The sequence below is a fragment of the Pseudomonas sp. 3HC3 genome, from assembly GCF_044904505.1.
Lineage (GTDB): Bacteria > Pseudomonadota > Gammaproteobacteria > Pseudomonadales > Pseudomonadaceae > Aquipseudomonas > Aquipseudomonas putida_Y.
On the sequence record NZ_JADDRH010000001.1, the window covers coordinates 234,351 to 260,328 of the forward strand.

Genomic DNA, 25,978 nt, shown 5'->3' on the forward strand with positions numbered 1-25,978 from the left:
TGCCCGCGAATCTGCCGACTCGATGCATTGCACCGGCTTCGGCAGTGTTTGCGGCTGAAACCTTTCCCACAGGGGGCGGTTGCGTAGATGATCAGCCCGGCGTCAGCGCCCGCCCCAGCTTCTGCGCCTGCCCCTGCAACACCCGCATCAACTGCAGCGCTGCATGCGATGGCGGCTCGAAGCGCGAATAGACGAAGCTGATATCGAAGTGAATATCATCGGCCAACGGCACCACCGCGAGCCCGCTGTCCTGTGCAACGAACTCGTCGATCACGCTGATGCCCATGCCTTGTTTGACCAACGCCACAGCCTCGTTGGCATTGGTGAACGACAACAGTGATTTCAGCTGTAGCCCGCGGCGCCCGATGTGTTCGGCCAACAGCTCGCCAAACGGCATGTCGGGCCGGAACAGCAGCAACGCATGGCCCTCCAGCTGCTGCAAGGTCAGCGCGGGCTGACCGGCCAAAGGGTGACCCGGCGGCATCACCACTACCATGCGTCCACGCATGAATGCTTGTGAATGCAGGTGGTCGTGCACCACCGGCAGGGCGGCTATCGACAGGTCGACCTTCTTCGACAAGATCTGGTTGGGCATTTCGCCCATCAGCGAGGTTTGCCACTCGATATTCAGCGACGGTGATTCACGCTTGAGCTGGGCCAGAGCCATCGGGATCACCACCGTGGACAACGATGCACTGCACGAGATACGCAACTTGCGCTGGCCGCCAGCGCCCAGTGCGAGTGCGCATTCGTTGACCTGCAACGCTGCCTGGTACACCCGCTCGACCTCGCGAAACAGCACCTGCGCTTCGGCCGTCGGCACCAGGCGGTTGTTGACGCGCTCGAACAGCGGGTAGGCCAGGCGCGCTTCGATGTACTGGATCAGCTTGCTCACCGCCGGCTGCGACACATACAGCAATTTGGCCGCCGCGCTGATCGAGCCCGTCAGCATCACCGCCCTGAACACTTCCATGTGCCGCAGCTTGAACAGCATGGGGCTTGCGTTTGCGCCTTCGTTGCCAAGCAGCATGTGTATTACCTTTGGTTATGGTTTTCGCCATCTGGGTATGTGCGTCAAAACCGGCCACACAGTATTGTGAACCCCAGCCTAACTGCCCTTGTGGCGCACAATAACAAGATCTGCAGGCAAGCGCAGTGGCGCTTGACGGGAGTGCTGCGTGAACATATTTGACGAAGCGAAAATCGATTGCCATAACCATTTGTTTGACCCCGCCCGTTTCCCCTATCACCCCTATGCACCCTATGCGCCCTCCGGCCAGGAGGTCGCCACCCAGGCGCAGTTCACCCGAGTGATGGACGCTTACGGCGTGCAACATGCCTTGCTGGTGGGCCCCAATAGCGGCTACCACACCGACAACCGCTGCCTGCTGCATGCCTTGGCCAGCGGGCAGGGGCGGTTCAAGGGGGTGGCGGTGGTCAAGGCGGACGTCGACCTCGATGCGCTGGCGGCGTTGCAGGCGCAAGGCGTGGTGGGTATCGCCTTTAACCCCGCGCTTTACGGAGTAGCCAGCCTAAAGGGCGTTGACGGGCTGTTCGGCAAGCTCGCCGAGCTTGGCATGTTCGCCCAACTGCAGGTGTGTGACGACCAGTTGCTGGACCTGCACGGCCTGCTGCAAGGCTCACAGGCTCGTCTGTTGATTGACCATTGCGGCCGCCCGGATGCCGCTGCCGGTGTGCAGCAAGCCGGCTTCCAGGCGTTGCTGCGACTGGCCGACAGTGGCCGCGCCTGCGTGAAGCTATCAGGCATGCAGAAGTTTGCCGCAGCGGATGCCTTGTTCGAACAGAGCAGTGCATACGTGCAGGCCCTGCTCGAAGCCTTTGGCGCCCAAGCCTGTGTGTGGGGTTCGGACTGGCCGTTCATTCGCCAGCCCGCGCGGGTGGACTACGGCCCGCTGCTGAAGTTGGCCGAGCGCCTGATGCCGGATGCCCGGCTGCGCCGCACAGTGATGTGGGACACCCCTCGCCGATTGTTCGGGTTTGCCTAGCCCTTCTGTTGTTTGCCATTCCAACAACAAGCGCGCAATCGTGATGAACACTGAACAGAACACCCGTCCCGGGCGGCATCCTCCATGGCCTGGAGGATCGTATCGGATATTGCCCCAAAGGGCATGTGACCTGCGTCGCTTGCCGGATATTTCTTCTGTCGAAAATGGAGCTAAACAATGAGCCAGTACCTGCAAGGCCAAACCGCTATCGTCACCGGTGGCATGCGTGGCATCGGCCTGGCGATTGCCCGCCGCTTGCATGTCGCCGGCGCCCAGGTGGTGATCTGGGACCTTACCGTCGATGGCTGGAACAGCACGGAAAACGGCTTTGAGCCGGTGCTGCGCCAGGCAGTGGATGTGTCGTCGCTGGCCTCGGTGGAGGCAGCTTTTGCCGCGACGCTGGCGCGTTTGGGGCAGGTGCAGATTTTGGTCAACAATGCCGGCATCAACGGCCCGGTGGTGGCGTCTTGGGAGTACCCGCCAGAGGCCTGGGACAAGGTCATCGCCATCGACCTGAACGGTGTGTTCTATTGTTGCCGCACCGCCATCGCGCACATGCGTGAGCGCGGCTACGGGCGCATCGTCAATATCGCCTCCATGGCCGGCAAGGAGGGTGTGCAGTACATCTCGGCCTATTCGGCAGCCAAGGCCGGGGTCATCGCCTTCACCAAGGCGGCGGCCAAGGAGCTGGCGCAGGATGGCGTGCTGCTCAACTGCGTGGCACCAGCGATGGTCGAGACGCCGCTGATGGCCGAGATGACGGCTGAGCACATTGCCGCGAGCAAGGCCAAGATCCCCATGGGGCGCTTCCTCAAGGCCGAGGAGATCGCCAACATGGTCAGCTGGATCGCCGGGCCTGAGTGCAGCTTTACCACTGGCTTTGTGTTCGACCTCAGCGGCGGGAGGGCGACCTACTGAATGGGCTGGGCGTGCCAGTACCCCAGCGCTTGCACGCTGCGGCACAAGCAACCCAGGCGTGGCTGGACGGCAGGTGGCAGTCACCACCCGCCATTCAGGCCTGCGATCATTGTTGATCGGGCACCACGGCGATCACGTCGATCTCCATCAGCCACTCGGCCTGGGCCAACCCGGCCACCACCAACCCGGTGGAAATCGGGAACACGCCCTTGAGCCACTTGCCCACCTCTTTGTACACCGGCTCGCGGAAGCGCGGGTCGGTGATGTAGGTGGTGGTCTTGACGATGTGCGAGAGGTCCGAGCCGGCTTCTTCAAGCAGTTGCTTGACGTTCTTCATCGCCTGTTCGGTTTGTGCGCGCGGGTCACCCAGGCCGACCAGCTTGCCTTCGAAGTCGGTACCGACCTGGCCGCGCACGTAGATGGTATTGCCCGCCCGCACGGCCTGGCACAAGTCGTTGTCCAGGGTCTGGTTGGGGTAGGTTTCCTTGGTGTTGAACATGCGGATGCGAGTATGGGTAGGCATCAGTGGGCTCCGAGGGTGCTGATATTGCTGATCTTGGCGGTTTGCTGCTCATCCGCGGCGCGTTGCTCGCGGTCGCGGTAGGCGGTGTAGGTACGCTGCGTGGCGATGTGGCCGGCGACGTGCTTGGCGTCGTGCCACACCCCCCAGATGAACGATGAACCACGGCGCGACAACCACGGCAGGCCGAGGAAGTACACGCCCGGTTCGCGGGCCACACCACGCTGGTGCTGGGGCTTGCCGTTGGCATCGAAGGTGTCTACCTGCAGCCAGCTGAAGTCCACACCGTAACCGGTGGCCCAGATGATGCTGCTGACGCCGGCCTTGGCCAGGTCCAACTGCTGCAGCGGGTTGCGCATGCACTCCGGGTCGGCCAGGCGCTGGCGGGCTTCGGGCTCTAGCGGCAGGTCCAGGCCGTTGCGTTCGATGTAGGCATCGGCCGCGTCCAGCAGGGCCAGGTAGTTTTCGTCGCCGCGGTTGATGTTCTCGACCAGGTTGTCCTGGAAGCGCGCTATGCCGTTTTCGAACGACTGGGTCAGGCCGACCAGGGTCATGCCCTGGTGGGCGAGGGCGCGGAAGTCCACGGTGTGGCCACCACGGGCGCCGCTGACCGCGATGGTCACATGCTCGCGACCGGGCTTGGCAATTTCTGCGTCCCACTCGCCCAGTACGCCCAGCCACCAGCAGAAGTCGCGGTTGCGGTAGGCACGCGGTGGGCGGTCGTGGGCGCCGACTGACAGGTACACCTGGCGCCCGGCGCGCATCAGTTCCTCGGCAATCTGCACGCCGGAGGAACCGGCACCGACCACCAGCACCGCGCCTTCAGGCAGTTGCTCTGGGTTGAAGTAAGCGGCGGAATGAATCTGGTGCAGGTTGCTGTCTTTCGGCGCGATGGCCGGGATCACTGGCTTCTGGAACGGGCCGGTGGCGGCGACTACGCGGTTGGCGCGAATCACGCCTTCATTGGTTTCGATGGTGAAGCCTGGGCGGTCGCTGTTACGCACCACGCGCTTCACTTCAATGCCGGTGCGCACGGGCAGGTTGTACTTGCGTACGTACTGCTCGAAGTAGTCAGCCACCTGGTCCTTGCCGGCGAACGCATCGGCGTCGAGGTTGAATTCCAGCCCCGGGAAGCGGTCGTGCCAGGCCGGGCCGTTGGCGACCAGCGAGTCCCAGCGGCCGGTACGCCAGGCCTGCGCGATGCGGTTGCGCTCCAGTACCAGGTGCGGCACGCCAAGCTTGCTCAGGTGTTCGCTCATGGCCACGCCGGCCTGGCCGGCGCCGACGACGAGGGTGTCGATTTCGAGGTTGTTCAGTGTCATGTCCGAGCCCTTGTTCAGGCGGTTATTGTCAGGTCGGTTTGGAGGACCGCCGTTGCCTGGAGCCAGACTAGGGATGCTGTGGAAATGGCGAAAATAGTATTTAGCTGGTGCTTGCCGATAAAACGGCGAAGGCCTTGATTTCTCTGGTCTGTGGGGTGGGTTGCCCGGGTGGGTGACAGGGTTTTTCGAGCGGGTGCAGAGATCGGGCCCTTGAGCATAGTTTTTTCCTGCCTACCCCCTCGGAAAAAGGTCGTTTCGCCCACCCGAAGGTTCCACTCAGAATGCCGTGTATCGCACAGCACAACAGGAACCATGACATGACGTTCTCCATCATCGGTCGTTGCCAGGAAACCGGCCAGGTCGGTATTGCCATCAGCTCGTCGAGCATCGCCGTGGGTGCCCGTTGCCCCTGGGTGCGTGCCGGTGTGGGCGCGGTCTCTACCCAGAACATCACCCTGCCGGCGTTGGGCCCGCAGATTCTCGATGCCCTGGAGCATGGCCAGTTACCGCCTGCCGCTGCGCTGGACAGGGTGCTCAGTGCCAATGGCTGGAGTGAATACCGCCAGGTCACGGTGATCGACAGTCACGGCCAGGTGGCATTGTTCACCGGGCGGGAAGCACTGGGCACGCACCATGCAGTGGCCGGCGAACAATGCGCGGCGGCTGGCAACCTGCTGTCCTCGACCCAGGTGATCGAAGCCATGGTGCTGGCCTTCGAGCAGGCCGGTGGCCACCTGGCCGATCGCCTGCTGGCAGCCATGCACGCGGCGATGGCAGCGGGTGGCGAAGCCGGGCCCGTGCACTCGGCAGCGCTGAAGATTGCGGGCGAGCTGACCTGGCCGCTGGTGGACCTGCGCGTCGACTGGGCCGATAGTGACCCGATCGGCGTGCTTGATGGCCTGTGGCAAGCCTATCGCCCCCAGATGCAGGATTACGTTACCCGCGCCCTCAACCCGACCGCCGCGCCAAGCTATGGGGTGCCGGGCGATGAGTGAATTTGCCAGCCGCGCGCTGCTGGCCCGGCTGATCGGCTTTGCCACGGTGAGCCGCGACTCCAACCTGGCGCTGATCGGTTTTATCCGTGATTACCTGGCCGAGTTGGGAGTGGAATGCGAGCTGTTCCATAACCCAGAGGGCACCAAGGCCAACCTGTTCGCCACCATCGGCCCCAAGGATGTTGGCGGTGTGGTGCTGTCTGGCCATACCGATGTGGTGCCGGTGGATGGCCAGGCCTGGACGGTCGAGCCGTTTGCCCTGAGTGAGTGTGACGGCCACCTGTATGGCCGCGGCACGGCCGACATGAAAGGCTTTATCGCCTCGGTGTTGGCTGCTGTGCCCGCTTTTCTTGCCCAGCCGTTGCGCATGCCGGTACACCTGGCATTTTCCTATGACGAAGAAGTTGGTTGCCTGGGCGTGCGCTCGATGCTGGCTGCCCTCGAACAGCGCCCGTGTAAACCACGGCTGTGCCTGATCGGTGAACCTACCGAACTCAAACCGGTGCTGGGGCACAAGGGCAAGCTGGCAATGCGCTGCCAGGTACAGGGCGCAGCGTGCCATTCGGCGTACGCGCCGTATGGTGTGAACGCCATCGAGTATGCGGCGAAACTGATTGGCAAGTTGGGTGACATCGGCGATGCCCTGGCACTGCCGGTTCATCACGATGAGCGCTTCGATCCGCCGTTCTCCACGGTGCAGACCGGGGTGATCAAAGGGGGCAGGGCGCTGAACATCGTGCCGGCCGAGTGCGAGTTCGATTTCGAAGTACGCGCGCTCCCTGGGTTCGAGGCGCAGGCGGTGGCCGACCAGCTACAAACCTATGCCGAAGCCGAGTTGCTGCCGCGTATGCGCAAGGTCAATACCGCCAGCGCCATTCGCCTGGAGCCGCTGAGTGCCTATCCGGGGCTGGCGACTCCGGAGGACAGCGAGGCTGCGCAGTTGGTGGCGTTGCTCAGTGGCTCGGATGCGTTTGGTACCGTAGCGTTTGGTACCGAAGGTGGCCTGTTCGACCAGGCGGGCATCCCCACCGTGGTGTGCGGGCCTGGCAGCATGGACCAGGGCCACAAGCCGGATGAGTTTGTCAGTGTCGAACAGTTGCGGGGCTGCGATGCCATGCTGCTGAGGCTGGTGGACTACCTCAAGCAGGCTTGATGGTTGCGACGGTGGATGGGCCGCAGCGCGGCCCCGGTGACTCAGAAGGTCGCCTTGACCTGCAGGCCAACCACCAGTGCGTTGTCGATGTCTTTGCCCGAAAACGCCCCTGGCTCGATGATGTATTGCACATCCGGGCGCAGGTTCAGCCATGGCGTGGCCTGGTAGCCGTAGCTCAGTTCGATCAACTGCTCGGCGCTGTCGATATCCGGGAACTGCTGGCCCGCGTTGAAAGCGGCATCTTCCAGCACGTCGCGGCTACGCGGGTTGGGCACGGCCCGGCCGTAACCCAGTGCCACGGTATCCTTCGGGCGGCCTTCGAACGGTTTGTACAGCACCACGCCGGCGCCATACCACTTGGTGAACGGCGAAGCAGCCTTGCTTGACGCCGAGTACTGGCCGAAGGCGTGCAGGCTTCGGCCTGGGGAGGCCTGGTCGTTCCACACCGCCTGGTCGACCAGCAGGTAATGGCCACCTCGGCCGGGCACTTCATCGTCGCTGCCGATGCGTTTCACATCGGAGCTGTCGTAGTAGTAGCCCAGCTTGTACTCGCCTGGCAGTTCACCTTGCAGCTTGTAGATAAGCTCTACCGGTACCACGGTGCCGGTGGTGTGTTTGGGCCCCAGGTGCCAGGCGCGGCTTGAGTTGCCGTTGCTTTCGGGGTCAACGTTGAACGCCGCCACGCGCAGTTGCCAGGCAGGCGACAGGTCGTACTTCACCCGCACACCGAGGTGGGCGTTGGGGTAGTTGGCCCAGCCACTGCCGCCGGACATGTTCAGCGGGTGGCCGCAAAAGCCGGCGTTCATGAAATTGCACAGGATGCCGCTGTCCAGGCCGCCGAGGTCGTTGCCCATGGCCATGTAGCCGAGCTTGACGTTGAGCGCCGGGGTGAACAGCGTGCGCTCGTAGCTCAGCTCGGTCAGGCGGGTGTAGAGGCCGCCGTAGTTTTCCTGGATCGGCAGGCGGTTGCCTACCAGGTCTTCCGAGGCGCTGTTACCGCGGCGGTCGTTGATGGTCAGCTGAACCTTGCCGCCGTTGTCCAGGCCGTACAGTTTCGACAGGTCGAACTGCACGCCCAGCTTGACGTTCTGCGAATAGCGCGCCGAGCGGTGCAGGCCACCGTGGGCGTTGTAGGCGGTTTCACCGCTGTAGTCGCCGGTGATCTTGACGCCGTCTTCTTCGAGTTGGTGACGCAGGCCGCCCCAGTCACCGGTCAGGGTGCTGCGGGTCAGCAGGTCGTCGTTGGCAAGGGCAGTGGTGCTGGCCAGGGCCAGCAGCAGGGTGGGGGTGATGCGAATTGCGGATGGCATTACAGAATCTCGGATTGTCTTTGAGGGGCATTCGCGGGCAAGCCCACTCCTACAGGGCCGGTGTAAGCCTTGTAGGAGCGGGCTTGCCCGCGAAGCAGGCGACGCGGTCTTACGGCAGAGCGTAAGAAATCACGTAGTCGCCACGATCAGTCGACTGGCGTGCACCACCAGCAGTGATCACCACGTACTGCTTGCCGGTCTTCGGCGAGACGTAGGTCATCGGGCCGCCCTGGCTGCCTACTGGCAGGCGAGCCTTCCAGATTTCCTTGCCGTTGCTGCTGTCGTAAGCGCGCAGGTAGAAGTCCTGGGTACCGGCGATGAACACCAGGCCACCTTGGGTCGACAGGGTGCCGCCAAGGGTTGGCAGGCCGATCTTGATTGGCAGGTGCATGCGGATGCCGAGCGGGCCGGTGTCTTCAACGGTGCCGACCGGTACCTGCCAGGCTACCTGGCGGGTCTTCATGTCGATGGCGGTCAGGGTGCCGAACGGCGGTGCCTGGCATGGAATGCCGGCGACCGACAGGAAGCGGTTCTTGTTCACGGCATACGGGGTGCCCTTGAGCGGTACCGCGCCCATGCCAGTGTTCAGTGCTTCGCCACCGGATGCTGCACCACCTTTGTTCAGCGAAGGAATCATCTGGATCCACAGGCCCAGACGCATGTCGTTGACGAAGATGAAGCCATGTACCGGGTCGGTAGAAATGCTGCCCCAGTTCATGCCACCCAGCGAACCCGGGAAGCTCAGCGACAGGTCGGTGCCCGGCGCGGTGTACAGGCCGTCGTAGCGCATCTTCTTGAAGTCGATGCGGCACAGCAGCTGGTCATATGGGGTGGCACCCCACATGTCCGATTCGGTCAGGGTCTGCGCGCCAATCTGCGGCATGCCCACCGACTTGGGCTGGGTAGCGGAGTACGGCTCGTTCGGGATGTTGCTTGGCTTGACCGGTACTTCGTCGACCTGGGTCAGCGGTTTGCCGGTGGCGCGGTCGAGCACGTAGATCTGCCCGGCCTTGGTGCCGATCACCACCGCAGGTACCGACTGGCCGTCGTCCTTGGTGAAGTCGATCAGGCTTGGCTGCATGGGCAGGTCGAAGTCCCAGAGGTCGTTGTGCACGGTCTGGAACACCCACTTCTGGTTGCCGGTGGTGGCGTCCAGAGCCAGCACCGAAGCGCCGTAAGTGTGGTCCAGTTTGCTGCGCTCTACGCCGTAGATGTCAGTGGACGACGAACCCATCGGCAGGAACACGGTGTTCATCGCCGGGTCGTAAGACATCGGCGCCCAGCTGTTCGGCGTGCTGCGCACATAGGTGCTGTCGGCCTGTGGTGCCTGGCGATCTTCCGGGTTGCCCGGGTCGAAGGCCCAGCGCATTTCACCGGTGATCACGTCAAAACCACGGATCACGCCACCTGGCATGTCGGTCTGGACGTTGTCGGCAACACGGCCGCCGACCACTACGGTAGTGCCGGCCATCAGTGGTGCCGAGGACAGCTGGTAGTAGGAGTCCGGTACATCACCCAGGCCGGCCTTGAGGTCGACCTGGCCATTGTTGCCGAAGCCCTGGCAGAACTCGCCGTTGTCGGCGTCGACGGCAATCAGGCGGCCGTCGATGGTGTTGGTCAGCAGGCGACGCTGGCAGTTGGCACCGGCTGGTACGCTAACGCCGGTGATCGGCGAGCTGTTCGGCTGGGTTGGCTGGGCGATGGCGGCAGTGGCGTCGAAGTAGGCCATGCCACGGCAACGCTGCCAGACCTTGGACTGGGCGTTGATTTCGTTCTTCCACAGCTCTTTGCCGGTGTCGGCATCGAGTGCGATCAGGTTGTTGTGCGGGGTGCAGATGAACACCTTGCTGCCGATCTGCAGCGGGGTGAGCTGGTCTTCGGCACCGTTGCCGTCACTGATGGCGACGTCGCCGGTGTGGTAGGTCCAGGCCACTTTCAGCTTGTTGACGTTATCCCGGTTGATCTGGTCAAGCGCGGCGAAGCGGCTGCCACCTTCGGTGTTGCCGTAGTGGGCCCAGTCTTTCTGTTCCTTGCCGGTTTCGACCGGGGTCATGCCAGGGCCTTTGCCGTTGGGGGCAACGCTTGGGTGGGCAACGAACATGTTGCCGACAGCGATCACCAGCACCACGGCCATTACCCCGGCGACGCCGTACGCACCGCGCCCGGCGCTGGCGCCATTGGCACGCGCCAGCAGCGGGTAGACCAGGGCCACGACCATGCCGATTGCGCCGAACATGAACAGGCGCGAGAACAGCGGCCAGAACACCAAGCCGGCATCGATCAGCGCCCAGATGACAGTACCGACCAGGAACACGGCATACAGCCAGGCGCCGGCCTTCTTGCGCCGAGCAATGAGGACACCGGCGATGGCCATGGCCAGGCCGCCGATCAGGAAGTACCAGGAACCGCCCAGACCGGCGAGCTTGACGCCGCCAGCAGCCAGGAGGAGGCCGAGCAGGGCGATGATCACGCCCAGGCCGACCAGGATGAAGTGTGTGGCGCCAGAGGCGCGCGGTGTTTCTTTCATGCCAGGGATCTCAGCAGGTGGAATGCGCGCAGTTTAAGCCCTTAGCTTGCTAATTAACAAGTTGGTACATAATTGAGCGAGGCTGATTGTCGCAGGGCTGAACTTACGAAGATGTGACTAAAAGTATAGATAAGGTGCTGAAAAGCGCATTGAACGGGGCGTTTATGACGCCTCTTCGATTTGTATTCGGGCTTTGCTGGTAAGCCGAACCTTGCACGGCGACGTGACAACTGCGCCTTGTGCACGGGCAGGCGTGGCCCCTTCATGCCGGCCATGGGGTGCTGCTGCTATAGAACACCGCGAGCCAGATGGTGGCTGTGCCGGGCGCGGTCCATTCCACGCGGTGGCGGTGGTGCGGGGGGATGTCCAGACAATCGCCCGGCGCCAGCAGGCGGGTGTGGTGCTCGTGCTCGAAACGCAGGGCGGCAGCCCCCCTGAGCAACATGATCCACTCGCCTTCGGCCTGGTCGTACCAGAAGCCGGGTGGGCTTGCCTGCCCGCTGGAGACGATACGCTCCACGCGCACGCCTGGGCGGCTGAGCAATTCGTCGACACGTTCGGCGCTGGCGGGATCGCAGGGCGGTAGGGCGGTCAGCAGGTTGTTCAGGGTCATGGCAAGCCTCCGTGGAATTGGGTTGATTTCACTATGGACGCTATTGCCGTGGGGCGCGCTGCTTGACCCGCCCGGCTGTTTGTAAGAACTTTCCGGTTTTTGGAAGACGGGCTGAACATGGACAAGCTGCTGGCGATGAAAATGTTCGTGGCCACTGTCGATGCCCAAGGCTTTTCTGCTGCCGCGCGCAGGCTAGGGCTGGCGACATCGTCGGTGACACGTCTGGTCGATGCCTTGGAAGCGTCGTTGGGCGCCACCTTGCTCAACCGTTCGACGCGCCAGGTCAGCCTGACCGAAGCCGGCGCCCGTTACTACGAGCGGGCACGGGGCATTTTTGAAGCACTGGACGAGGCTGATGCCAGCATCGCCGATCGCGGCGAGGAGCCTGTCGGTGTACTGCGCCTCAGCCTGCCAGTGGAGTTCGGCAGGCGGGTCATCGCCCCGCACCTGGGGCCGTTTCTGGCGCAGCACCCGGCGCTGGAACTGGACATCGACCTCAGCGACCGCCTGGACGACTTGCTTGACGGGCGCTATGACCTGTCGATTCGTCTGGGCGACCCCTCGCCCAATGACGAGCTGGTGTGCCGCCGGCTCGGCGGTTTTCAGCGTTGGCTGGTGGCCAGCCCGGCCTACCTGGCCGGGCGTGAGCCACTGCAGCATCCCCGGGAGTTGCTCGACCATGCCTGCCTGCGCTTTCGCTATGGGCAGAAAGCGCGCCCCTGGCGCCTGACCTGTGGCCAGGACAGCCTGGAGCTGGACGTAAACGGGCCACTGCGCAGCGCCAACGCCGACATGTTGCGTGAAACGGCACTGGCAGGCAGTGGTATTGCACTGCTGGCGGACTGGCTGGTACGCGACGATGTGCTGGCAGGGCGCCTGCAGCGGGTTTTCCCCGACTGGCAGGCCAGCCCTGGCACAGCCAATAGCAGCATCAACGCCTTGTATATGCCCAACCACCGGGGCTCACGGCGGGTAAACGCATTCATCGACTTTTGCGAAAATTTGCTCATACGCGGCAATTAGTGTTGCGCTGTGCGCAAAGCCGCATTGCGCCACCGCCGGATTCTCGGCGATGGCGTGCATGGGTAAGGTGGCCAGCATCTCCCCATCCCTTGTCGAGGAACTTCGCATGAACCCCTCCCTTGCGACAGCGCAACCGGCAGCCGCCAGCCTGAGCCGGGCTCTGGTAGTGCTGCTGGCGTTCTGCTGCGGCGCGATCGTCGCCAACATCTACTACGCCCAGCCCATCGTCGGGCTGATCGCCCCGGACCTGGGGCTGTCCACCGAGCATGCCAGCCTGATCGTTTCTCTCACTCAGCTGGGATATGCCCTGGGCCTGTTGTTGCTGGTACCGCTGGCCGACCTGCTGGAAAACCGCCGCCTGATGGTGGCCACCGCGGTCCTGGCGTGCGTCAGCCTGCTGCTGGCGGGCACCAGCAGCAGCGGCCAGGGCCAGCTGTTCCTGGGTTACGCACTGCTGATCGGCTTCAGTTCGGTGTCGGTGCAGATGCTCATCCCGCTGGCAGCGCATCTGGCGCCGGAGCAGCAGCGTGGTCGTGTGGTCGGTAACATCATGGGCGGCTTGCTGCTGGGCATCCTGCTGGCGCGACCGCTGTCGAGCCTGGTGGCCGACCACTTCGGCTGGCGTGCGGTGTTCATCGGCGCCGCAGGGGTAATGCTGGCGATCATCCTGTTGCTGGTGTTGACCTTGCCGCAGCGGCGTCCCGAGCACAAAGCCAGCTATGCCGGGTTGATGCTGTCGCTGCTCACACTGCTGCGTCGTTATCCGCTGTTGCGCCAGCGTTCGTTTTACCAGGCACTGATGTTTGCAGCGTTCAGCCTTTACTGGACGGCGGTGCCGATGGCGCTTGCCGGTGAGCATGGCCTGTCACAAAGCCAGATCGCTGTGTTCGCCCTTGTCGGCGCGGTGGGTGCCGTTGCTGCGCCCATGGCCGGCCGCCTGGCCGATGCCGGGCATGCCCGCGCCGGCTCGCTGCTGGCGCTGTTGCTGGCGCCAGCGGCCTTGTTGCTGGGGCTGACAGTGCCGGGTTACAGCGTGATTGGCCTGGGCCTTACCGGCGTGTTGCTGGACTTTGCGGTGCAGATGAACATGGTCATCGGCCAGCGCGAAGTGTACGCACTGGACCCTGCCAGCCGCGGGCGGCTGAATGCGGTGTACATGACCAGTATCTTCCTCGGCGGGGCGCTGGGGTCGGCGGTGGCCAGTGCGCTGTTCGGCCAGTTTGGCTGGCATGGCGTGGCACTGGTGGGGGCGGGGTTGCCGGGTGTGGCGCTGGTTGTGTTTCTACTCAAAGCACGCCGGGGTTGAACCGGAACGCGATGGAGGGCACGGGCTTTGCCCGTGTTCGCGGGCCCGCTATCGGCCAAGCGGCAGCGCCAGGCCAATCAAGGCAAACAGGCTGCCGCAGCAGCGATTGAAACCTTTACCTCCCTTGGCCAGCCAAGGCCGAATGCGAAACGCCAGGCGTGCCAGCAAATACTCGACCAGGAACTCGACGCTGGCAAAGGTCGCGGCCATCACAGCGAACTGCAGCACCAGCCCTCGCTGTGGGTCGATGAACTGCGGCAGGAAGGCACCATAGAACAGCAACACCTTGGGGTTGGCCATGGCCGAAAGCAGGCCCTGGCGAAACAGCCCGGCATTGCCGCGCCGCGCGCTTTGCTCGGTCAGTTCCAGTTGCAGGCCTGGGCTGCGCCACAGTTGAATGCCCAGCCAGATCAAATAAGCCCCACCCACCCACTTCAGTACGCCCAGCACCGACGCCGAGGTTTGGAGCAGTGCGCTGAGGCCGAACATGGCCAAGGCGATGAGGGCGCTGAAACCCAATACCCCGCCCACGATGGTGAACAGCGTTCGTCGTGCGCCATATAGCGCGCCATGGGTCAACGCCAACAGGCTGTTGGGCCCTGGGGTCAGCGACAGACCGATGCTGGCCAGCAGGTAGATGAGCCAGGTGTCCAGTGCCATGTTGAAAAATACCTTGTTCGAGAGAGGGCGCCAGTCTATGGCGCAACGCTCAAGCTGGAAGAGTATTATCTGGTCATACAAGGGTCTTTTCTGGACGTGGTTTCATGCCGCCCGACATCCGTTTGCTGATCATGCCGTTACCGGATTTTGCCTTGCTGCCGTTTGGCGCCTTTCTCGACAAATTGCGCTTCAGCGCCGACGACGAGGACTACAGCCAGCAACGCTATTGCAGTTGGACGGTGGCGGGGCTCAGCCTTGAGCCGATACCGTCGAGCAGTGGCGCGGTACTGCAGGTCGAGGCTATTGCTGATCAGCTCGAGCTGAACTGTTTCGACTACCTGGTGGTGTTTGGCGGCCGCAGTGCCATGGCCACCGCAGCGCTGGCGCCACGTTACCAGGCTTTGCTCAGGCAGGCCGCCAAGGCGGGTGTCAAGCTGGTGGGGGTCGACAATGGCGCCTTCCTGCTGGCGGCCTGCGGCCTGCTGCAGGGGCACAAGGTGGTGGTGCACTGGCGTCACGAAGCCGAGTTTCGTGCTGCTTTTCCGCAGTTGCAGCTGCTGCGCGAGCAGTTGTACTGCATCGATGGCAACCGCATCACCTGCGCCGGTGGCACTGCCGCCATCGACCTGGCCGTTGCCCTACTGTCACGTGCTTGCGGGCGAACCCGTGCGCTCAAAGGGCTGGCTGACATGCTGGTGGACGAGACCCGCGACAGCCGTCACGCCTTGCGCTCGCTGGAGCTGGGTGTCGGTCAGGGGCGCCAGGTGCAGCGGGCGCAAGCACTGATGCGTCATCACCTGGGCACCCCGTTGGCCGTGGAGCAACTGGCGGCGGAACTGGGCATCAGCCGGCGTCAACTGGACCGGCAGTTCCAGGCCAGCCACGGCATGAGCGCCAAGGCCTGGTGGCTGGAGATGCGCTTGCAGCAGGCGCGCTGGCGTTTACTCAACTCCAGCCACAGCCTGGCGCAGATTGCCGATGAGGTGGGCCTGGGGGATGCCAGCTACCTTGGCAAGTGTGTGCGGCGTCGGTTTGGTTGTACGGCCTTGCAGTTGCGTGCAGGCAATTGCCCCTTCACCTGACCTACTGCGGCGTCCCGAACACGCCTGTCCAGTAGATCCCGGCATCACTCTTGGGGTCTACCGCATACGCAGCGCCCAGTTCCCGGAAGGCCGGATTCATCAGCGTGGCGCAGTGCCCCGGGCTGTCCAGCCAGCCGTTGACGACCTTTTGCGCGGTGTCACGCCCGGCAGTGATATTTTCGCCGATCTGCTGGTACAGGTACCCGGCCAGTTCCGCCCGGTCACCGGGTGTGCGGCCATCTTTGTCGATGTGGTCGAAGAAGTTCTGGTTGGCCATGGCCCGTGTGTGGTTGGCGGCGACCCCGGCCAGCACTGTACTCCAGCTAAGTGCCGGGGCGGCGGCAAACGGCTGGCCGCCGCATTGCCGTGGCACCCTGCGCGCGGCGTTGACCTCCTGCAGCACCTTCTGCCCCTCGGCCTGCCAGTCGCCCAGGCGGCCGCTGAGCAGCGGCCGTGCCAGCACGATGCGCCAGTCGCGGCCCTCCTGGCTGACGCCGATATCGACGAATTGCGGGTCGAGCACCACCTGGCAGAAGCTTTCCTCAATGGCATGCATGGCGGCGCGTGCATCGCGTGGCCCCGACAGGCTGATGGCCTGGACGCTGACCATGGGGTAGGCGGCGCGGGTCATGGCCTGTTGCAGGTCGCGGGTGCCCTCTGGCGACAGCGCCAGGCGTGTGTCGCTGTTGAGCGGCGGCAGTTCCAGCGACGCCCCGCCACCGCAGGGCTGGGCCTTGCTGCGGTAGACATTGATCGAATCGATCAGCTGCGCCTCTTCGCCGGTGGCTGCCAGCGCCCCGGTCGAAACGACCAGGCCCAGCGACAAGACGACAACGGATGTCAGGACGCGCATGTGGATCTCCCTTTGACTGGCAGCGTCGTGGTATGCGCTGCTCATCCTACACAAGCCCGCGGCTTTTGGCCCGAGGTCGTGCAAGGCAATGAAAACGCCGGCAATCGTTACTGGCGGCAAAAGAGGGGGTAGACCCCTGGCCGGTGGAAAAGTGCGGTCAGTTGCCAGTCATTCGTATCTGGCCGGCGTTGTCAGCCGTTTACGCGTCAATGGGCCAACGCCTGGTTCGGCTTGTAGAACAGGAAGTGGGCCGTCTGCGCGGTCTTGCGATAAGCCTTGGCCCAGTCGGGGTGCACCGTGCGGTCGTGGAAGTACAATGCGCCACCGGTGGGGTCTTTCAACTGCTGGTTCAGTGCCTTGCGTGCGATCTCTTTGGCAACATCGTAGCGTTGCGGCTCCTCGACCTGGTCCGGGCGCCCGTCACACCACCAGGAGAACTGACAGGCCTTGGTCTCCACACCCTGTTTGACAACCCCGCAGATGGTATCGGGAAAGCCATCGTGGCCCAGGCGGTTGAGCACCACACTGGCCACTGCGGTCATGTCTTTGGCGTCGGCGCCTTTGGCTTCCCAGTAGAGGGTACGAGCCAGGCAGGTGATGCTGTCATCCAGCGGCGCCTTGCCAGCCGGGTCCACTGCCTGAGCTTCGCCGGGGGTCAGTTTCTCCGCTTTTTTGGGGGGAGGCGCATCTTCAACGACTTTTTCTTCAAGCACTTCGGCCTTGTCCTCGGCAACGGCGGCTTTGGCCGGGTCAGCGGCAAACAGGGGGCCTGTGAGCAGGGCCGAGGTCAAGCCGATCAGCATGCAGTAAAGGCGCATGGGTGAACTACCAGGCGGTGGGCAGAATTTCAGTCTAGCCAAGCGTAAGCATTAACACCAAAGGCAGGGTGGCGGCGGCAGCCACGGTCTGCAGAGCGATGATGGTGGCCATCAGTGGCGCATTGCCGCCCATTTGCCGGGCCATGACATAAGATGACGAAGCGGTGGGCAGCGCCTGGAACAACACCGCCACCACCGCAGCCTGGCCACTCAGGCCGAGCAGCCGGCAAAGGCCCCAGGTGGTCAGTGGCATGACCAGGAACTTGAACGCCGATGCTGCCATCAGCGGCCGTACCTGCTGGCCGAGGCTGGCGCCACCCAGTGCTGCGCCGACACACAGCAAACCCAGAGGCAGGGCGGCGTGGCCCAAGGCCTTGACCGTGGCGTCGATACCGGCTGGCAAGCCCAGCCCCGAGACCCGTAGCATCAGCCCGCCAGCGCAGCCGACGATCAACGGGTTGGCGAAGATCGCCCGAAGCACTGTGGCAGGGGAACTGTGACGGGCGCTGAAGCGGGCAAACACCAGCACGCAGAGCAGGTTGACCAAGGGCACGATGGCCGCGTTGGCCACCGCCGCCAGAGCAATACCGGCGCTGCCGTAGATGCCCGCAGCCAGGGTGGCGCCGATGTAGTTGTTGAAGCGGATACCGCCCTGAAACACCGAGGTGAAATCGGCACCATCATGATTTGCCGTGCCCTGATACAGCACCAGCAACACGGCACCTGCCAGGGTCGAGAGCATCAGTGCGCCGGCCATGCCCAGCACCGGTATGCCATCGAGGTTGGCGGTGGCCAGCCCATGAAGGAACAGCGACGGCAGCAGTACGTAGTAGCTCAGGCGCTCGGCGCCAGGCCAGAAGCTCTCGGCAAGAAAACCGCGAAGTCGCAGGAAGGTACCCAGGGCAATCAGCAGGATGATGGGTAGCAGGGTGGTCAGCAGCAAGTGCAGCATGGTCAGCATTCCGTGGTCGGGTACGGGCATAGACTACGGGTGCGGATCAATCTGGAAAAACGTTGTTTTCTTCAGTGACCGTTGAGGAAAAATGCATGTTGGTGGGTGCTCGTCTCGCCCTGGAGCAGCCCGGCTTCAGGCTTCCAGGGCAGTCTTCAACACCGCGCTCAAATGCCGCCGCTGGCTTTTTTCATGCTCCAGCAACACTACCCGCCGGGTCAGCTGCGGCTCGCCAAACGGCAGGCAGGTGGCGGGTGGCAAGCGTTGCAGGTCGTCATCTGCCATGGGGATGACCGCCACGCCCAGGCCCATCACCGCCATGCGCGCCAGGGCTTCCTGGCTGTCCAGTTCCATCAGTTCGCTCACCTGCACATGCTGGCGGCGTAGCTCCTGCTCGATCTGCCGGCCAGCCCAGGCACGCTTGTCGAAGCGCAGGAAAGGCTGGCTGGCCAGCAACTGCGGCACGCTATACCCGGCCAGCTCAGGGCTGGCAATGGCCCAGAAACGGTCCTCGAACAGCGGCGTGAAGTCCAGGTTTTGGGGGTAAGGGCTGACCGGCTCGGTAGTGATCGCTGCATCGAGTTCACCGTCTTCCACGCGCCGCGCCAGCTCCGCCGACATGCCCGAGGCCACGCTGATGTGTAGCTGCGGGTGGTGAGCCTTGATCCACACCAGCGCCTTGGGCAAACGCCGCGCCAGCACCGTGTGGATCGCCCCCAGGCGCAAGCGGCCGCGCAGGCTTGGGCCGCTGGCCAGGGCATCGGCCAGTTCGTCATAGGCAGCCAGAAGGCTCTCGGCGCGGGCCACCGCCAACTGGCCGGCTTCGGTCAGCACCACCTGCCTGCGGCTACGGTCGAACAAGGCCACCTTCAGTTCGTCTTCGAGGGTTTTGATGTGCAGGCTGACCGCCGAGGGGGTGAGGCTTAGCAGGTCGGCAGCGCGGGCAAAGGTGCCGTGGCGGGCGATGGTCACCAAGGTGCGCAGGGCTTTCAGGGACATGCGGTTGAGGTCCGGTTCTCAGCTGACAGAGGCGTATTGTCAGGCCCGGCCCTCTCGCAGCACAAGGCTGCTCCCAGGCCTTGGCCGCAGGGCTCAGCGATTGCTACGCCCATAGGCCTGGCTGATCCGGTCGATCACCATCGCCAGGGCGACAATTGCCAGCCCGGCCTCCACCCCTTGGCCAACATTCAAGGTCTGGATCCCCGCCAGCACATCCTCGCCCAACCCACGGGCGCCGATCATCGACGCCACGACTACCATCGACAAGGCCATCATCACCGACTGGTTGAGCCCGGCCATGATACTTGGCAGCGCCAGGGGCAGGGCGATGCGCCGCAACCGCTGCCAACGGCTGGCGCCAAGGCCGTGTGCCGCCTGTAACAACGAGGGGTCGATCTGGCTCAAGCCCAGTTCGGTCAACCGCACCAGCGGCGGCAGGGCGTAGATCAGCGTGGCGAACACGGCAGGCACCTTGCCCAGGCCAAACAGCATCAGCACCGGGATCAGGTAAACGAACGCAGGTAGCGTCTGCATCACATCGAGTACTGGCAACAGCAGCCGTCTGGCCAGCGGGCGGGCGGCCAGCAGGATGCCCAGCGGTACCCCCACCAGTACGCACAGGCCGGTACTGACCAGCACCAGGGCCAGGGTCTGCAGCAGTTTGTCCCACAGCCCGAGCATACCGATCAGGGCCAGCAGCGCGACCAGCACGGCGCTGCGCAGCAGGCTGCGGCTGGCGTGCCAGGCCAGCAGCCCCACCAGCAGCAGCAACAGCCACCAAGGCAACAGACGCAGCAGGTTCTCCAGGCCGACCAGCAGTTGCAGCAACTGGTCAGAAAAACCGCGCAGATGGTCGCCGTAGTTCAATACCAACCAGTCGACCAGGCGGTTGACGCTGTCGGCAAAGGAAAACTGCAGGGTTTGCGGGAAACCGCTGCTCACAGGCTGGCCTCGACCTTGGCGGCGATGTCCGCCGGCAGCCAGGCTTTCCACACCTCGCGGTTATCGCGCAGGAAGGTGAGGGCGGCTTTGCGCGGGGGCGTGCGTTTTTCGCTCATGACAGCCAGGGCCTTGTTCAGGCGATCGATGGGCAGGTTGACCTGTTCGAACACGCTGACCAGGTCTGGGTAGTTTTCGCGGAAGGCTTTGGACACGCCAATCGACAACTTTGCCGGCAGCGAGCGGCTGCCCTTCGGGTTGGGATTGGCGGGGTCGGTGAGGGTGGCCCAGGCCTGGGCATCGAACGGTGGCTCTTCCAGCCGGATGAGCTTGTAGCGCCCCATCAGCGGGGTCGGATTCCAGTAGTAGAACAGCACGGGTTTGCCACGGCGGATTGCCGAACCGATCTCGGCGTCCATCGCGGCGCCGGAGCCACTGCGGAAGTTGCTGTAGAGGCCATCCAGGCCATAGGCCTTGAGCTTCTGGCTGTTGACGGTTTCAGACGTCCAGCCGCTCGGGCTGTTGAGAAAGCGCCCTTTACCGGGCGATTCGGGGTCAGAAAAAACCTGCGGGTAACGCTTGAGGTCCTCGACACTGTGCAGCTCCGGCGCCACGGGCTTCAGGTTGCGTGTGGCATCGCCCTCGATCACATAGGCCGGTACCCACCAACCTTCCTCTGCATTTTTGACCGTATCGCCCAGTGCGAACACCTGGCCGGCCTGTTCGGCCTTGACCCAGGCAGGGCTGCGCCCGGCCCATTCCTCGGCGATCACTTGCAGGTCATTGCGCGCCAGGGCCACCTCCATGCTGACCGTGCTGCCAGGCAGGGTGTCGGTACGGTAGCCGTAGCCGCGCTCCACGATCAGCCGCAAGATCTCGGTAGTGAGGGCGCCGCTTTCCCAGCCGATGGCACCAAAATGGATAGGTGCAGGCTGTTCTGCCGATGCGGCGCTGTCCGTGCTGGCCAGGCCCACCGTCAACAGCAGCCCGGCCAGCAGCGCTGGAATTCGCTTCATGTAAACCTCGTCGTTCGCACCCCTTGGCGGTGGGGGCAAGTGTAGACGACGAGGTTTTGTCGGTTTCAGGGCCACTGGCGTGGCCCCGTTTGCTTCAGACGCGGAACTGGTCCATCAGCGCTTGCTGCTGGTTGGCCAGGCTGTTCAGCGATTGGCTGACCCGCGCCGACTCGTTGGCCTGGCCAGACAGTGATTCAGTGACATCACGAATGGTCGCCACGTTGCTGTTGATTTCCTCGGCTACCGCGCTTTGCTCCTCGGCGGCAGAGGCAATCTGCAGGTTCATGTCGGTGATCACCGTCACCGCCTGGCCAATGCGCTGCAATGCCGTGACGGCTTGGCCGACCTGCTCCACGCCACCTTGGGCCTGGCGGTGGCTGTGGTCCATGGCGCCGACCACTTCGCGGGTGCCGTTCTGCAGTGCTTCGATGACCTGACGGGTTTCTTCTACCGACTCCTGAGTGCGCTGGGCCAGGTTGCGCACCTCATCGGCGACCACGGCAAATCCACGGCCGGCCTCACCGGCGCGGGCAGCTTCGATGGCAGCGTTGAGCGCCAGCAGGTTGGTCTGTTCGGCGATCGAGCGGATCACTTCCAGTACCGAGCCGATCTTCTCGCTGTTCTGCGCCAGGCCTTCTATTTCGGCCATGGTGTCGCTCATGTTGGCGGCCAAGGCACCGATGCTGCTGGTGGTGCGGTCGATTACCGCCAAGCCCTCGCGGGTGGCCTGGTCGGCATCGCGTGCAGCCTGTGCAGCCTGGGCGGCGCTGCGGGCAACGTCCTGGGCGGTGGCGCTCATTTCATGCGAGGCGGTGGCCACCTGGTCGACCTGGCGGTACTGCTGTTCCATGCCGGCGCTGGTTTCAGTGGCAATCGCCGAGGACTGGTCGGCCGTGCCTCGGGCGGCCTGCACCGAGCTTTTGACCTCGGCGATGGTTGGCTGCAACTTGTCGAGGAAGCGGTTGAACCAGCCGGCCAGTTCGCCCAGTTCGTCTTGCTTCTGGTAGGTCAGGCGACGGGTCAGGTCGCCTTCGCCGCTGGCAATGTCCTTGAGCATGGCGGCCACGCCAAGGATCGGCCGGGTAACGCCGCGGGCCATCAGCCACACCAGCAGCAGGCCGGCAATGGCTGCGGCCAGGCCCAGGCTCAGTTCCAGCAGGGTGCCACTGGTGTTGAGCGCGTCCAGTTCCTGCTTCAGGGTTTCGGCCGGCCCGGTCAGGGCGTTTTCCGGCACATCCAGCAACACGCCCCAGGGTTGGGCATCCGGGATTGGCCGGAATGCCGCCAGCACCTTCAAGCGCTGACGGTCGTGGAGGATGGTCAGTTTGCCATCGGCCAGCTTGCGCACCAGCTCGGCGCCTTTGGTCGGGTCTACCTGGTCGAAGCGCTGGGCCAGCTTGCTGGCATCGGCGCTGTAGCCTGCCAGCAGGCCGACCGGGGTGAGAATGCCGACCGTGGTGCGGCCTTCGTAGAGGCTGCGGCTGGCCTCCTGGCTCAGTGCCTGCAGGCTGTTGAGGTTGATGTCGATGGACAGGGTGGCAATGATCTTGCCGTTGACCGCCAGCGGGAACACGATGCTGGTCATCAGCACCTGCTGGCCGTCGATGTCGTAGAAGTAGGGCTCCACCACACACACCTTGCCGGATGTGCGAGGGCACACCCACCAGGTGTTGGCCGGCTGGCCGCTGGGGCCGATCTCGGTGTTGGCCATGTCATGTTCGGGCAGGGCCATCGAGGTCAGCTGGCCTGCGCGTGGCTGCGACCAGTACAGGGCAAAGCGCCCGGTTTCGTTGCTGCCCAATTCTGCCTTGCCGGCAAACAGGCTGTCCTTGTCGTCCAGGGCATTGGGCTCGAACACCAGTGACAGGCCGAGCAGGTCGGGGTTGGCTTGCAGTGCGGCGCGCACCTGGCGGGTCATGTCCTCACGCAGGTCGAAGGCATCGAGAAAGCGCTTTTCGGCCTGCTCGCGCAGGAACAGCACCTGGCGGGCGAAGCCGGCGCCGTACTGGTAGGCATCCATGAACTGGCGGCGAATGTTCAGCGCTTGCACTTCACCTTGTGATTCGATACGTGACTGCGCCGCCTCGGTCAGCATCTGCATGCTGCTGGCCTTGACCAGGTCCGAACTGTGATCCATGCGGTACAGCGACAGGCCGACGAGCAAGGTGACGATAGCGGCCAGACAGAGACCGGCGAGCAGGGTGATCTTCCACTGGATGGAGAGTTGTCGCAAAGGCATGGGGGCGGATCCCTTTTTTGGCAGTAAGGGTTATGGCTTCATCTGCGGTGGGGCCGGGAGGTGCCAAAGCTCTCCAGCCAGGCACCTCGCTGCCTCTCACGGTATCGGCCCATGCCGTTTTTTCTTTATTCAAACATTCAATTTAAATTCGACCGCCCGTTAACGCGCCGCATCAAGGCGCTTTTGACATCTGCCGCCTACTGCTTCAGAGTTCGCGCTTTTTTCTGTCGTAATGAGGTAAGCCAACCATGAATGCAGTGATCGCCGCGGTCGGCATCATGCTGATACTCAGCCTGTCCCGCGTGCACGTGGTCATCGCCCTGATCATCGGCGCCCTGGTCGGTGGGCTGGTGGGCGGCCTGGGTATCGAAGGCACGCTCAAGGCCTTCAACGGTGGCCTAGGTGGTGGTGCCACGGTGGCTTTGTCCTATGCACTGCTGGGTGCCTTTGCCGTGGCAATCGCCAAGTCTGGCCTGGCTCATGCGCTGGCCGACCGCGCCCTGGCCATGATCGATCGGCGGGGCGACGCCAATGGCGGCAAGCTCAAATGGCTGATGATCGGCCTGATGCTGGTGGTGGCCGTGTCGTCCCAGAACATCCTGCCCATCCACATTGCCTTCATCCCGCTGCTGGTGCCGCCGCTGTTGTACGTGTTGACGCGCCTGCGCATCGACCGCCGGCTGATCGCCTGTGTAATCACCTTTGGCCTGATCACCCCGTACATGTTTCTGCCGGCAGGCTTCGGCAATATCTTCCTCAACGAGATCCTGCTGGCCAACGTTGCCCGCGCAGGTGTCGATGTGAGCGGCGTCAACGTCACCCACGCCATGGCCATCCCGGCAGCCGGCATGCTCGTCGGCCTTCTGGTGGCGGTGTTCATCAGCTACCGCAAGAAGCGTGACTACGACCTGACGCGCATCCAGCAGGTGGAGCAGGTGAGCGTGCAGTACAACCCGCTGACCTTGCTGGTGGCCGGGCTGGCGATCGCTTCAGCCTTCATCGTTCAGCTGTTGCTGGACTCGATGATCATCGGCGCCATGGTCGGTTTCCTGATCTTCTCGCTGTCGGGCATCGTCAAGTGGAAAGATACCGACGACCTGTTCACCGAAGGCATGAAGATGATGGCCATGATCGGCTTCATCATGATTACCGCGTCCGGCTTTGCCGAGGTGATGAAGGCCACCGGTGAGGTGATGAGCCTGGTGGAAACCTCAGCGCAGTGGATCGACCACAGCAAGGGCATCGGTGCCTTGCTGATGCTGTTGGTAGGCCTTTTGGTGACGATGGGGATCGGCTCGTCGTTCTCCACCGTGCCGATCCTGGCCGCGATCTTCGTGCCACTGTGCGTGCAACTGGGCTTCGACCCGTTGGCCACGGTGTGCATCATCGGTACTGCCGGTGCATTGGGCGATGCGGGTTCGCCGGCCTCTGACTCGACCCTGGGCCCGACCTCGGGCCTGAACGTGGATGGCCAGCATCACCACATCTGGGACACCGTGGTGCCGACCTTCATCCATTACAACTTGCCGTTGATGGCGTTCGGCTGGTTGGCAGCGATGACCTTGTAAGGCGGGGAGGGCGTCAGCCCTTGTCGGGCGGCGGTGAGATGCGATTGAGCACGGTGCTGCCGTCCTTGCTGCGGGTCAGGTAGACCGGTAGGACTTTGGGCAGGTTGTTGACCAGGCGCCCCACTTCACGGGTGTTGTAGATGCCGCTGATGCGGATACGGCCGGTGCTGGCATCGGCCAGCAGCAGCGGAGCGTCGAGGTAGCGGTTGATCACCGGCAGCGCCTGTTCCAGGCTCAGGTTGTCGAGCACCAGCTTGCCGCTGCGCCATGCCAGGCTGTTGCCATAGTCGTCGCTTTGCTCCAACTGCGGCTCGAAGTCGCCCTTGTGGTAGCTGGCCTGCATGCCAGGGCCAAGGCGGTAGCCACCGGCACTGCCCTCACTGGACACCAGTACTGAACCTTCCACCAGGGTGACCTTCACCTGGTCTTGGTACTTCCACACGTTGAACTGGGTGCCGGTGACCCGGGTCTGGCCACTGCCGGCACGCACGATGAACGGGTGGCTGCTGTCGTGTCGCACCTTGAAGAACGCCTCGCCGCGCTTGAGCGTGACCTGGCGCTGGTCCTTGTAGTTGAGGAAGGTGAGCTCGGTGTGGAGGTTGAGCTGTACCGTGCTGCCGTCGCTGAGCTCCACGGTCTGCATGCGGTCACTGGCTTCAAAGTGCTGGTAGTGGTTGGGCAACCAGCCCTGTTCCCACCCCATCCAGCCGGCCAGCGGCAGCACTGCCAGGGCGATGGCTGCAGCAGACGCCAGTGGCCGCCAGTTGCGAGGGCGGGCGGCGTGTTTGGCGGGTGGGTTGAAGTCGATGACGGTGGCGCTGCGCGGCAGCAGGTCGGCGGTTTGCCAGATCTCCAGCATCGCCTGGTACTCTTCGGCATGCCGCGGGTCGGCCGCCAACCAGTCAGCGAATTCTTCATGCTCGGCCTGCGTGCAATCTTCGGCGTGAAGGCGCATGCACCAATGCGCTGCGGCGTCGGTGATGGCATCGTCTGGGTTGGGATTGAGGCGGTCGTGGTTCATTGCGGCTCCGGGTTTTGCGCATTCTACCCTTGCGGGAGGGCTCCCGAGAACCAATGTAATGGCGAATGACTATCAGTTGTGCCGGTTTTTCGTCGGATTAGCCATGGTTTTTCAGCGTTTGAGAACCCTTTGCGGGCA

At 63.6% G+C, this 25,978-nt stretch carries 22 protein-coding genes and 1 pseudogene; 8 read left to right on the top strand and 15 right to left on the bottom strand.

Annotation, left to right across the window (positions count from 1 at the left end; translation table 11 throughout):
- Positions 1 to 91: 91 nt before the first annotated feature.
- Complete coding sequence (locus INQ47_RS01280; protein WP_404700851.1) at positions 92 to 1,030, bottom strand: LysR family transcriptional regulator; 939 nt, start codon at positions 1,028 to 1,030, stop codon at positions 92 to 94.
- 148 nt (positions 1,031 to 1,178) lie between these two features.
- Here INQ47_RS01280 and INQ47_RS01285 point away from each other — a divergent pair, with 148 nt between their 5' ends.
- Positions 1,179 to 2,006, top strand: a complete 828-nt coding sequence (locus INQ47_RS01285) for an amidohydrolase family protein (protein WP_404700852.1) — start codon at positions 1,179 to 1,181, stop codon at positions 2,004 to 2,006.
- Between the two features lie 177 nt (positions 2,007 to 2,183).
- Positions 2,184 to 2,924, top strand: coding sequence for an SDR family NAD(P)-dependent oxidoreductase (locus INQ47_RS01290; RefSeq protein ID WP_252459190.1), 741 nt, complete (start codon positions 2,184 to 2,186; stop codon positions 2,922 to 2,924).
- A 106-nt stretch (positions 2,925 to 3,030) separates the two neighbouring features.
- Here the strand turns inward: INQ47_RS01290 and INQ47_RS01295 are convergent, their stop codons facing one another.
- Together INQ47_RS01295 and INQ47_RS01300 are read right to left on the bottom strand one after the other, a co-directional pair.
- Positions 3,031 to 3,447 carry a RidA family protein gene (locus tag INQ47_RS01295; protein WP_014590706.1) on the bottom strand — a complete coding sequence of 139 codons (417 nt, stop codon included), beginning with the start codon at positions 3,445 to 3,447 and terminating at the stop codon, positions 3,031 to 3,033.
- Positions 3,447 to 4,766 carry a flavin-containing monooxygenase gene (locus INQ47_RS01300; RefSeq protein ID WP_404700853.1) on the bottom strand — a complete coding sequence of 440 codons (1,320 nt, stop codon included), beginning with the start codon at positions 4,764 to 4,766 and terminating at the stop codon, positions 3,447 to 3,449. The genes INQ47_RS01295 and INQ47_RS01300 overlap by 1 nt, the downstream gene beginning before the upstream one ends.
- 317 nt (positions 4,767 to 5,083) lie before the next feature.
- On the opposite strand from INQ47_RS01300, the gene INQ47_RS01305 reads away from it, so the two are divergent.
- Positions 5,084 to 5,761, top strand: coding sequence for a DUF1028 domain-containing protein (locus tag INQ47_RS01305; protein WP_014590707.1), 678 nt, complete (start codon positions 5,084 to 5,086; stop codon positions 5,759 to 5,761).
- Positions 5,754 to 6,914 (top strand): acetylornithine deacetylase, encoded by a 1,161-nt coding sequence (argE, locus tag INQ47_RS01310; RefSeq protein WP_404700854.1) that lies wholly within the window; start codon positions 5,754 to 5,756, stop codon positions 6,912 to 6,914. The genes INQ47_RS01305 and argE overlap by 8 nt, the downstream gene beginning before the upstream one ends.
- A gap of 41 nt (positions 6,915 to 6,955) precedes the next feature.
- On the opposite strand, the gene INQ47_RS01315 is transcribed toward argE, so the two are convergent.
- The 3 genes from INQ47_RS01315 to INQ47_RS01325 all read right to left on the bottom strand — a co-directional run bounded on the left by INQ47_RS01315 (position 6,956) and on the right by INQ47_RS01325 (position 11,364).
- Positions 6,956 to 8,224, bottom strand: a complete 1,269-nt coding sequence (locus INQ47_RS01315; RefSeq protein WP_404700855.1) for a carbohydrate porin — start codon at positions 8,222 to 8,224, stop codon at positions 6,956 to 6,958.
- A 109-nt stretch (positions 8,225 to 8,333) separates the two neighbouring features.
- On the bottom strand, positions 8,334 to 10,751 hold the full coding sequence (locus INQ47_RS01320; RefSeq protein ID WP_404700856.1) for a glucose/quinate/shikimate family membrane-bound PQQ-dependent dehydrogenase: 2,418 nt from the start codon (positions 10,749 to 10,751) through the stop codon (positions 8,334 to 8,336).
- 262 nt (positions 10,752 to 11,013) lie between these two features.
- The gene (locus tag INQ47_RS01325; protein ID WP_176683302.1) at positions 11,014 to 11,364 is read right to left on the bottom strand and encodes a cupin; all 351 of its coding nucleotides are present in this window, start codon (positions 11,362 to 11,364) and stop codon (positions 11,014 to 11,016) included.
- 117 nt (positions 11,365 to 11,481) lie between these two features.
- On the opposite strand from INQ47_RS01325, the gene INQ47_RS01330 reads away from it, so the two are divergent.
- Both INQ47_RS01330 and INQ47_RS01335 read left to right on the top strand, forming a co-directional pair.
- On the top strand, positions 11,482 to 12,387 hold the full coding sequence (locus INQ47_RS01330; RefSeq protein ID WP_404700857.1) for a LysR family transcriptional regulator: 906 nt from the start codon (positions 11,482 to 11,484) through the stop codon (positions 12,385 to 12,387).
- 106 nt (positions 12,388 to 12,493) lie between these two features.
- Positions 12,494 to 13,693 (top strand): MFS transporter, encoded by a 1,200-nt coding sequence (locus INQ47_RS01335; protein WP_404700858.1) that lies wholly within the window; start codon positions 12,494 to 12,496, stop codon positions 13,691 to 13,693.
- A gap of 48 nt (positions 13,694 to 13,741) precedes the next feature.
- On the opposite strand, the gene INQ47_RS01340 is transcribed toward INQ47_RS01335, so the two are convergent.
- Positions 13,742 to 14,353: a LysE family translocator gene (locus INQ47_RS01340; RefSeq protein WP_404700859.1), complete on the bottom strand. Its 612-nt coding sequence runs from the start codon at positions 14,351 to 14,353 to the stop codon at positions 13,742 to 13,744.
- 104 nt (positions 14,354 to 14,457) lie between these two features.
- Here INQ47_RS01340 and INQ47_RS01345 point away from each other — a divergent pair.
- Positions 14,458 to 15,470, top strand: a pseudogene (locus INQ47_RS01345) (GlxA family transcriptional regulator).
- On the opposite strand, the gene INQ47_RS01350 reads toward INQ47_RS01345, so the two are convergent.
- The 7 genes from INQ47_RS01350 to INQ47_RS01380 form a co-directional block, all read right to left on the bottom strand.
- Positions 15,437 to 16,288, bottom strand: coding sequence for a CAP domain-containing protein (locus INQ47_RS01350; RefSeq protein WP_404700860.1), 852 nt, complete (start codon positions 16,286 to 16,288; stop codon positions 15,437 to 15,439). The pseudogene INQ47_RS01345 and the gene INQ47_RS01350 sit on opposite strands and share 34 nt — an antisense overlap.
- Before the next feature lie 206 nt (positions 16,289 to 16,494).
- Positions 16,495 to 17,106, bottom strand: a complete 612-nt coding sequence (locus INQ47_RS01355) for a cell wall hydrolase (protein WP_404700861.1) — start codon at positions 17,104 to 17,106, stop codon at positions 16,495 to 16,497.
- 34 nt (positions 17,107 to 17,140) lie between these two features.
- Positions 17,141 to 18,058 carry an AEC family transporter gene (locus tag INQ47_RS01360; protein ID WP_404700862.1) on the bottom strand — a complete coding sequence of 306 codons (918 nt, stop codon included), beginning with the start codon at positions 18,056 to 18,058 and terminating at the stop codon, positions 17,141 to 17,143.
- A 135-nt stretch (positions 18,059 to 18,193) separates the two neighbouring features.
- Positions 18,194 to 19,057 carry a LysR family transcriptional regulator gene (locus INQ47_RS01365; protein ID WP_252459178.1) on the bottom strand — a complete coding sequence of 288 codons (864 nt, stop codon included), beginning with the start codon at positions 19,055 to 19,057 and terminating at the stop codon, positions 18,194 to 18,196.
- A gap of 93 nt (positions 19,058 to 19,150) precedes the next feature.
- Positions 19,151 to 19,999: a proline/glycine betaine ABC transporter permease gene (locus INQ47_RS01370; RefSeq protein WP_252459177.1), complete on the bottom strand. Its 849-nt coding sequence runs from the start codon at positions 19,997 to 19,999 to the stop codon at positions 19,151 to 19,153.
- Positions 19,996 to 21,012: an ABC transporter substrate-binding protein gene (locus INQ47_RS01375; RefSeq protein ID WP_404700863.1), complete on the bottom strand. Its 1,017-nt coding sequence runs from the start codon at positions 21,010 to 21,012 to the stop codon at positions 19,996 to 19,998. The genes INQ47_RS01370 and INQ47_RS01375 overlap by 4 nt, the downstream gene beginning before the upstream one ends.
- 94 nt (positions 21,013 to 21,106) lie before the next feature.
- Positions 21,107 to 23,251 carry a methyl-accepting chemotaxis protein gene (locus tag INQ47_RS01380; RefSeq protein WP_401101220.1) on the bottom strand — a complete coding sequence of 715 codons (2,145 nt, stop codon included), beginning with the start codon at positions 23,249 to 23,251 and terminating at the stop codon, positions 21,107 to 21,109.
- 248 nt (positions 23,252 to 23,499) lie between these two features.
- Between INQ47_RS01380 and INQ47_RS01385 the strand changes: the two genes are divergently transcribed.
- Positions 23,500 to 24,819 carry a Na+/H+ antiporter family protein gene (locus INQ47_RS01385; RefSeq protein ID WP_252459174.1) on the top strand — a complete coding sequence of 440 codons (1,320 nt, stop codon included), beginning with the start codon at positions 23,500 to 23,502 and terminating at the stop codon, positions 24,817 to 24,819.
- A 13-nt stretch (positions 24,820 to 24,832) separates the two neighbouring features.
- Here the strand turns inward: INQ47_RS01385 and INQ47_RS01390 are convergent, their stop codons facing one another.
- Positions 24,833 to 25,840, bottom strand: a complete 1,008-nt coding sequence (locus INQ47_RS01390) for a FecR family protein (RefSeq protein ID WP_404700864.1) — start codon at positions 25,838 to 25,840, stop codon at positions 24,833 to 24,835.
- Between the last annotated feature and the right edge of the window lie 138 nt (positions 25,841 to 25,978).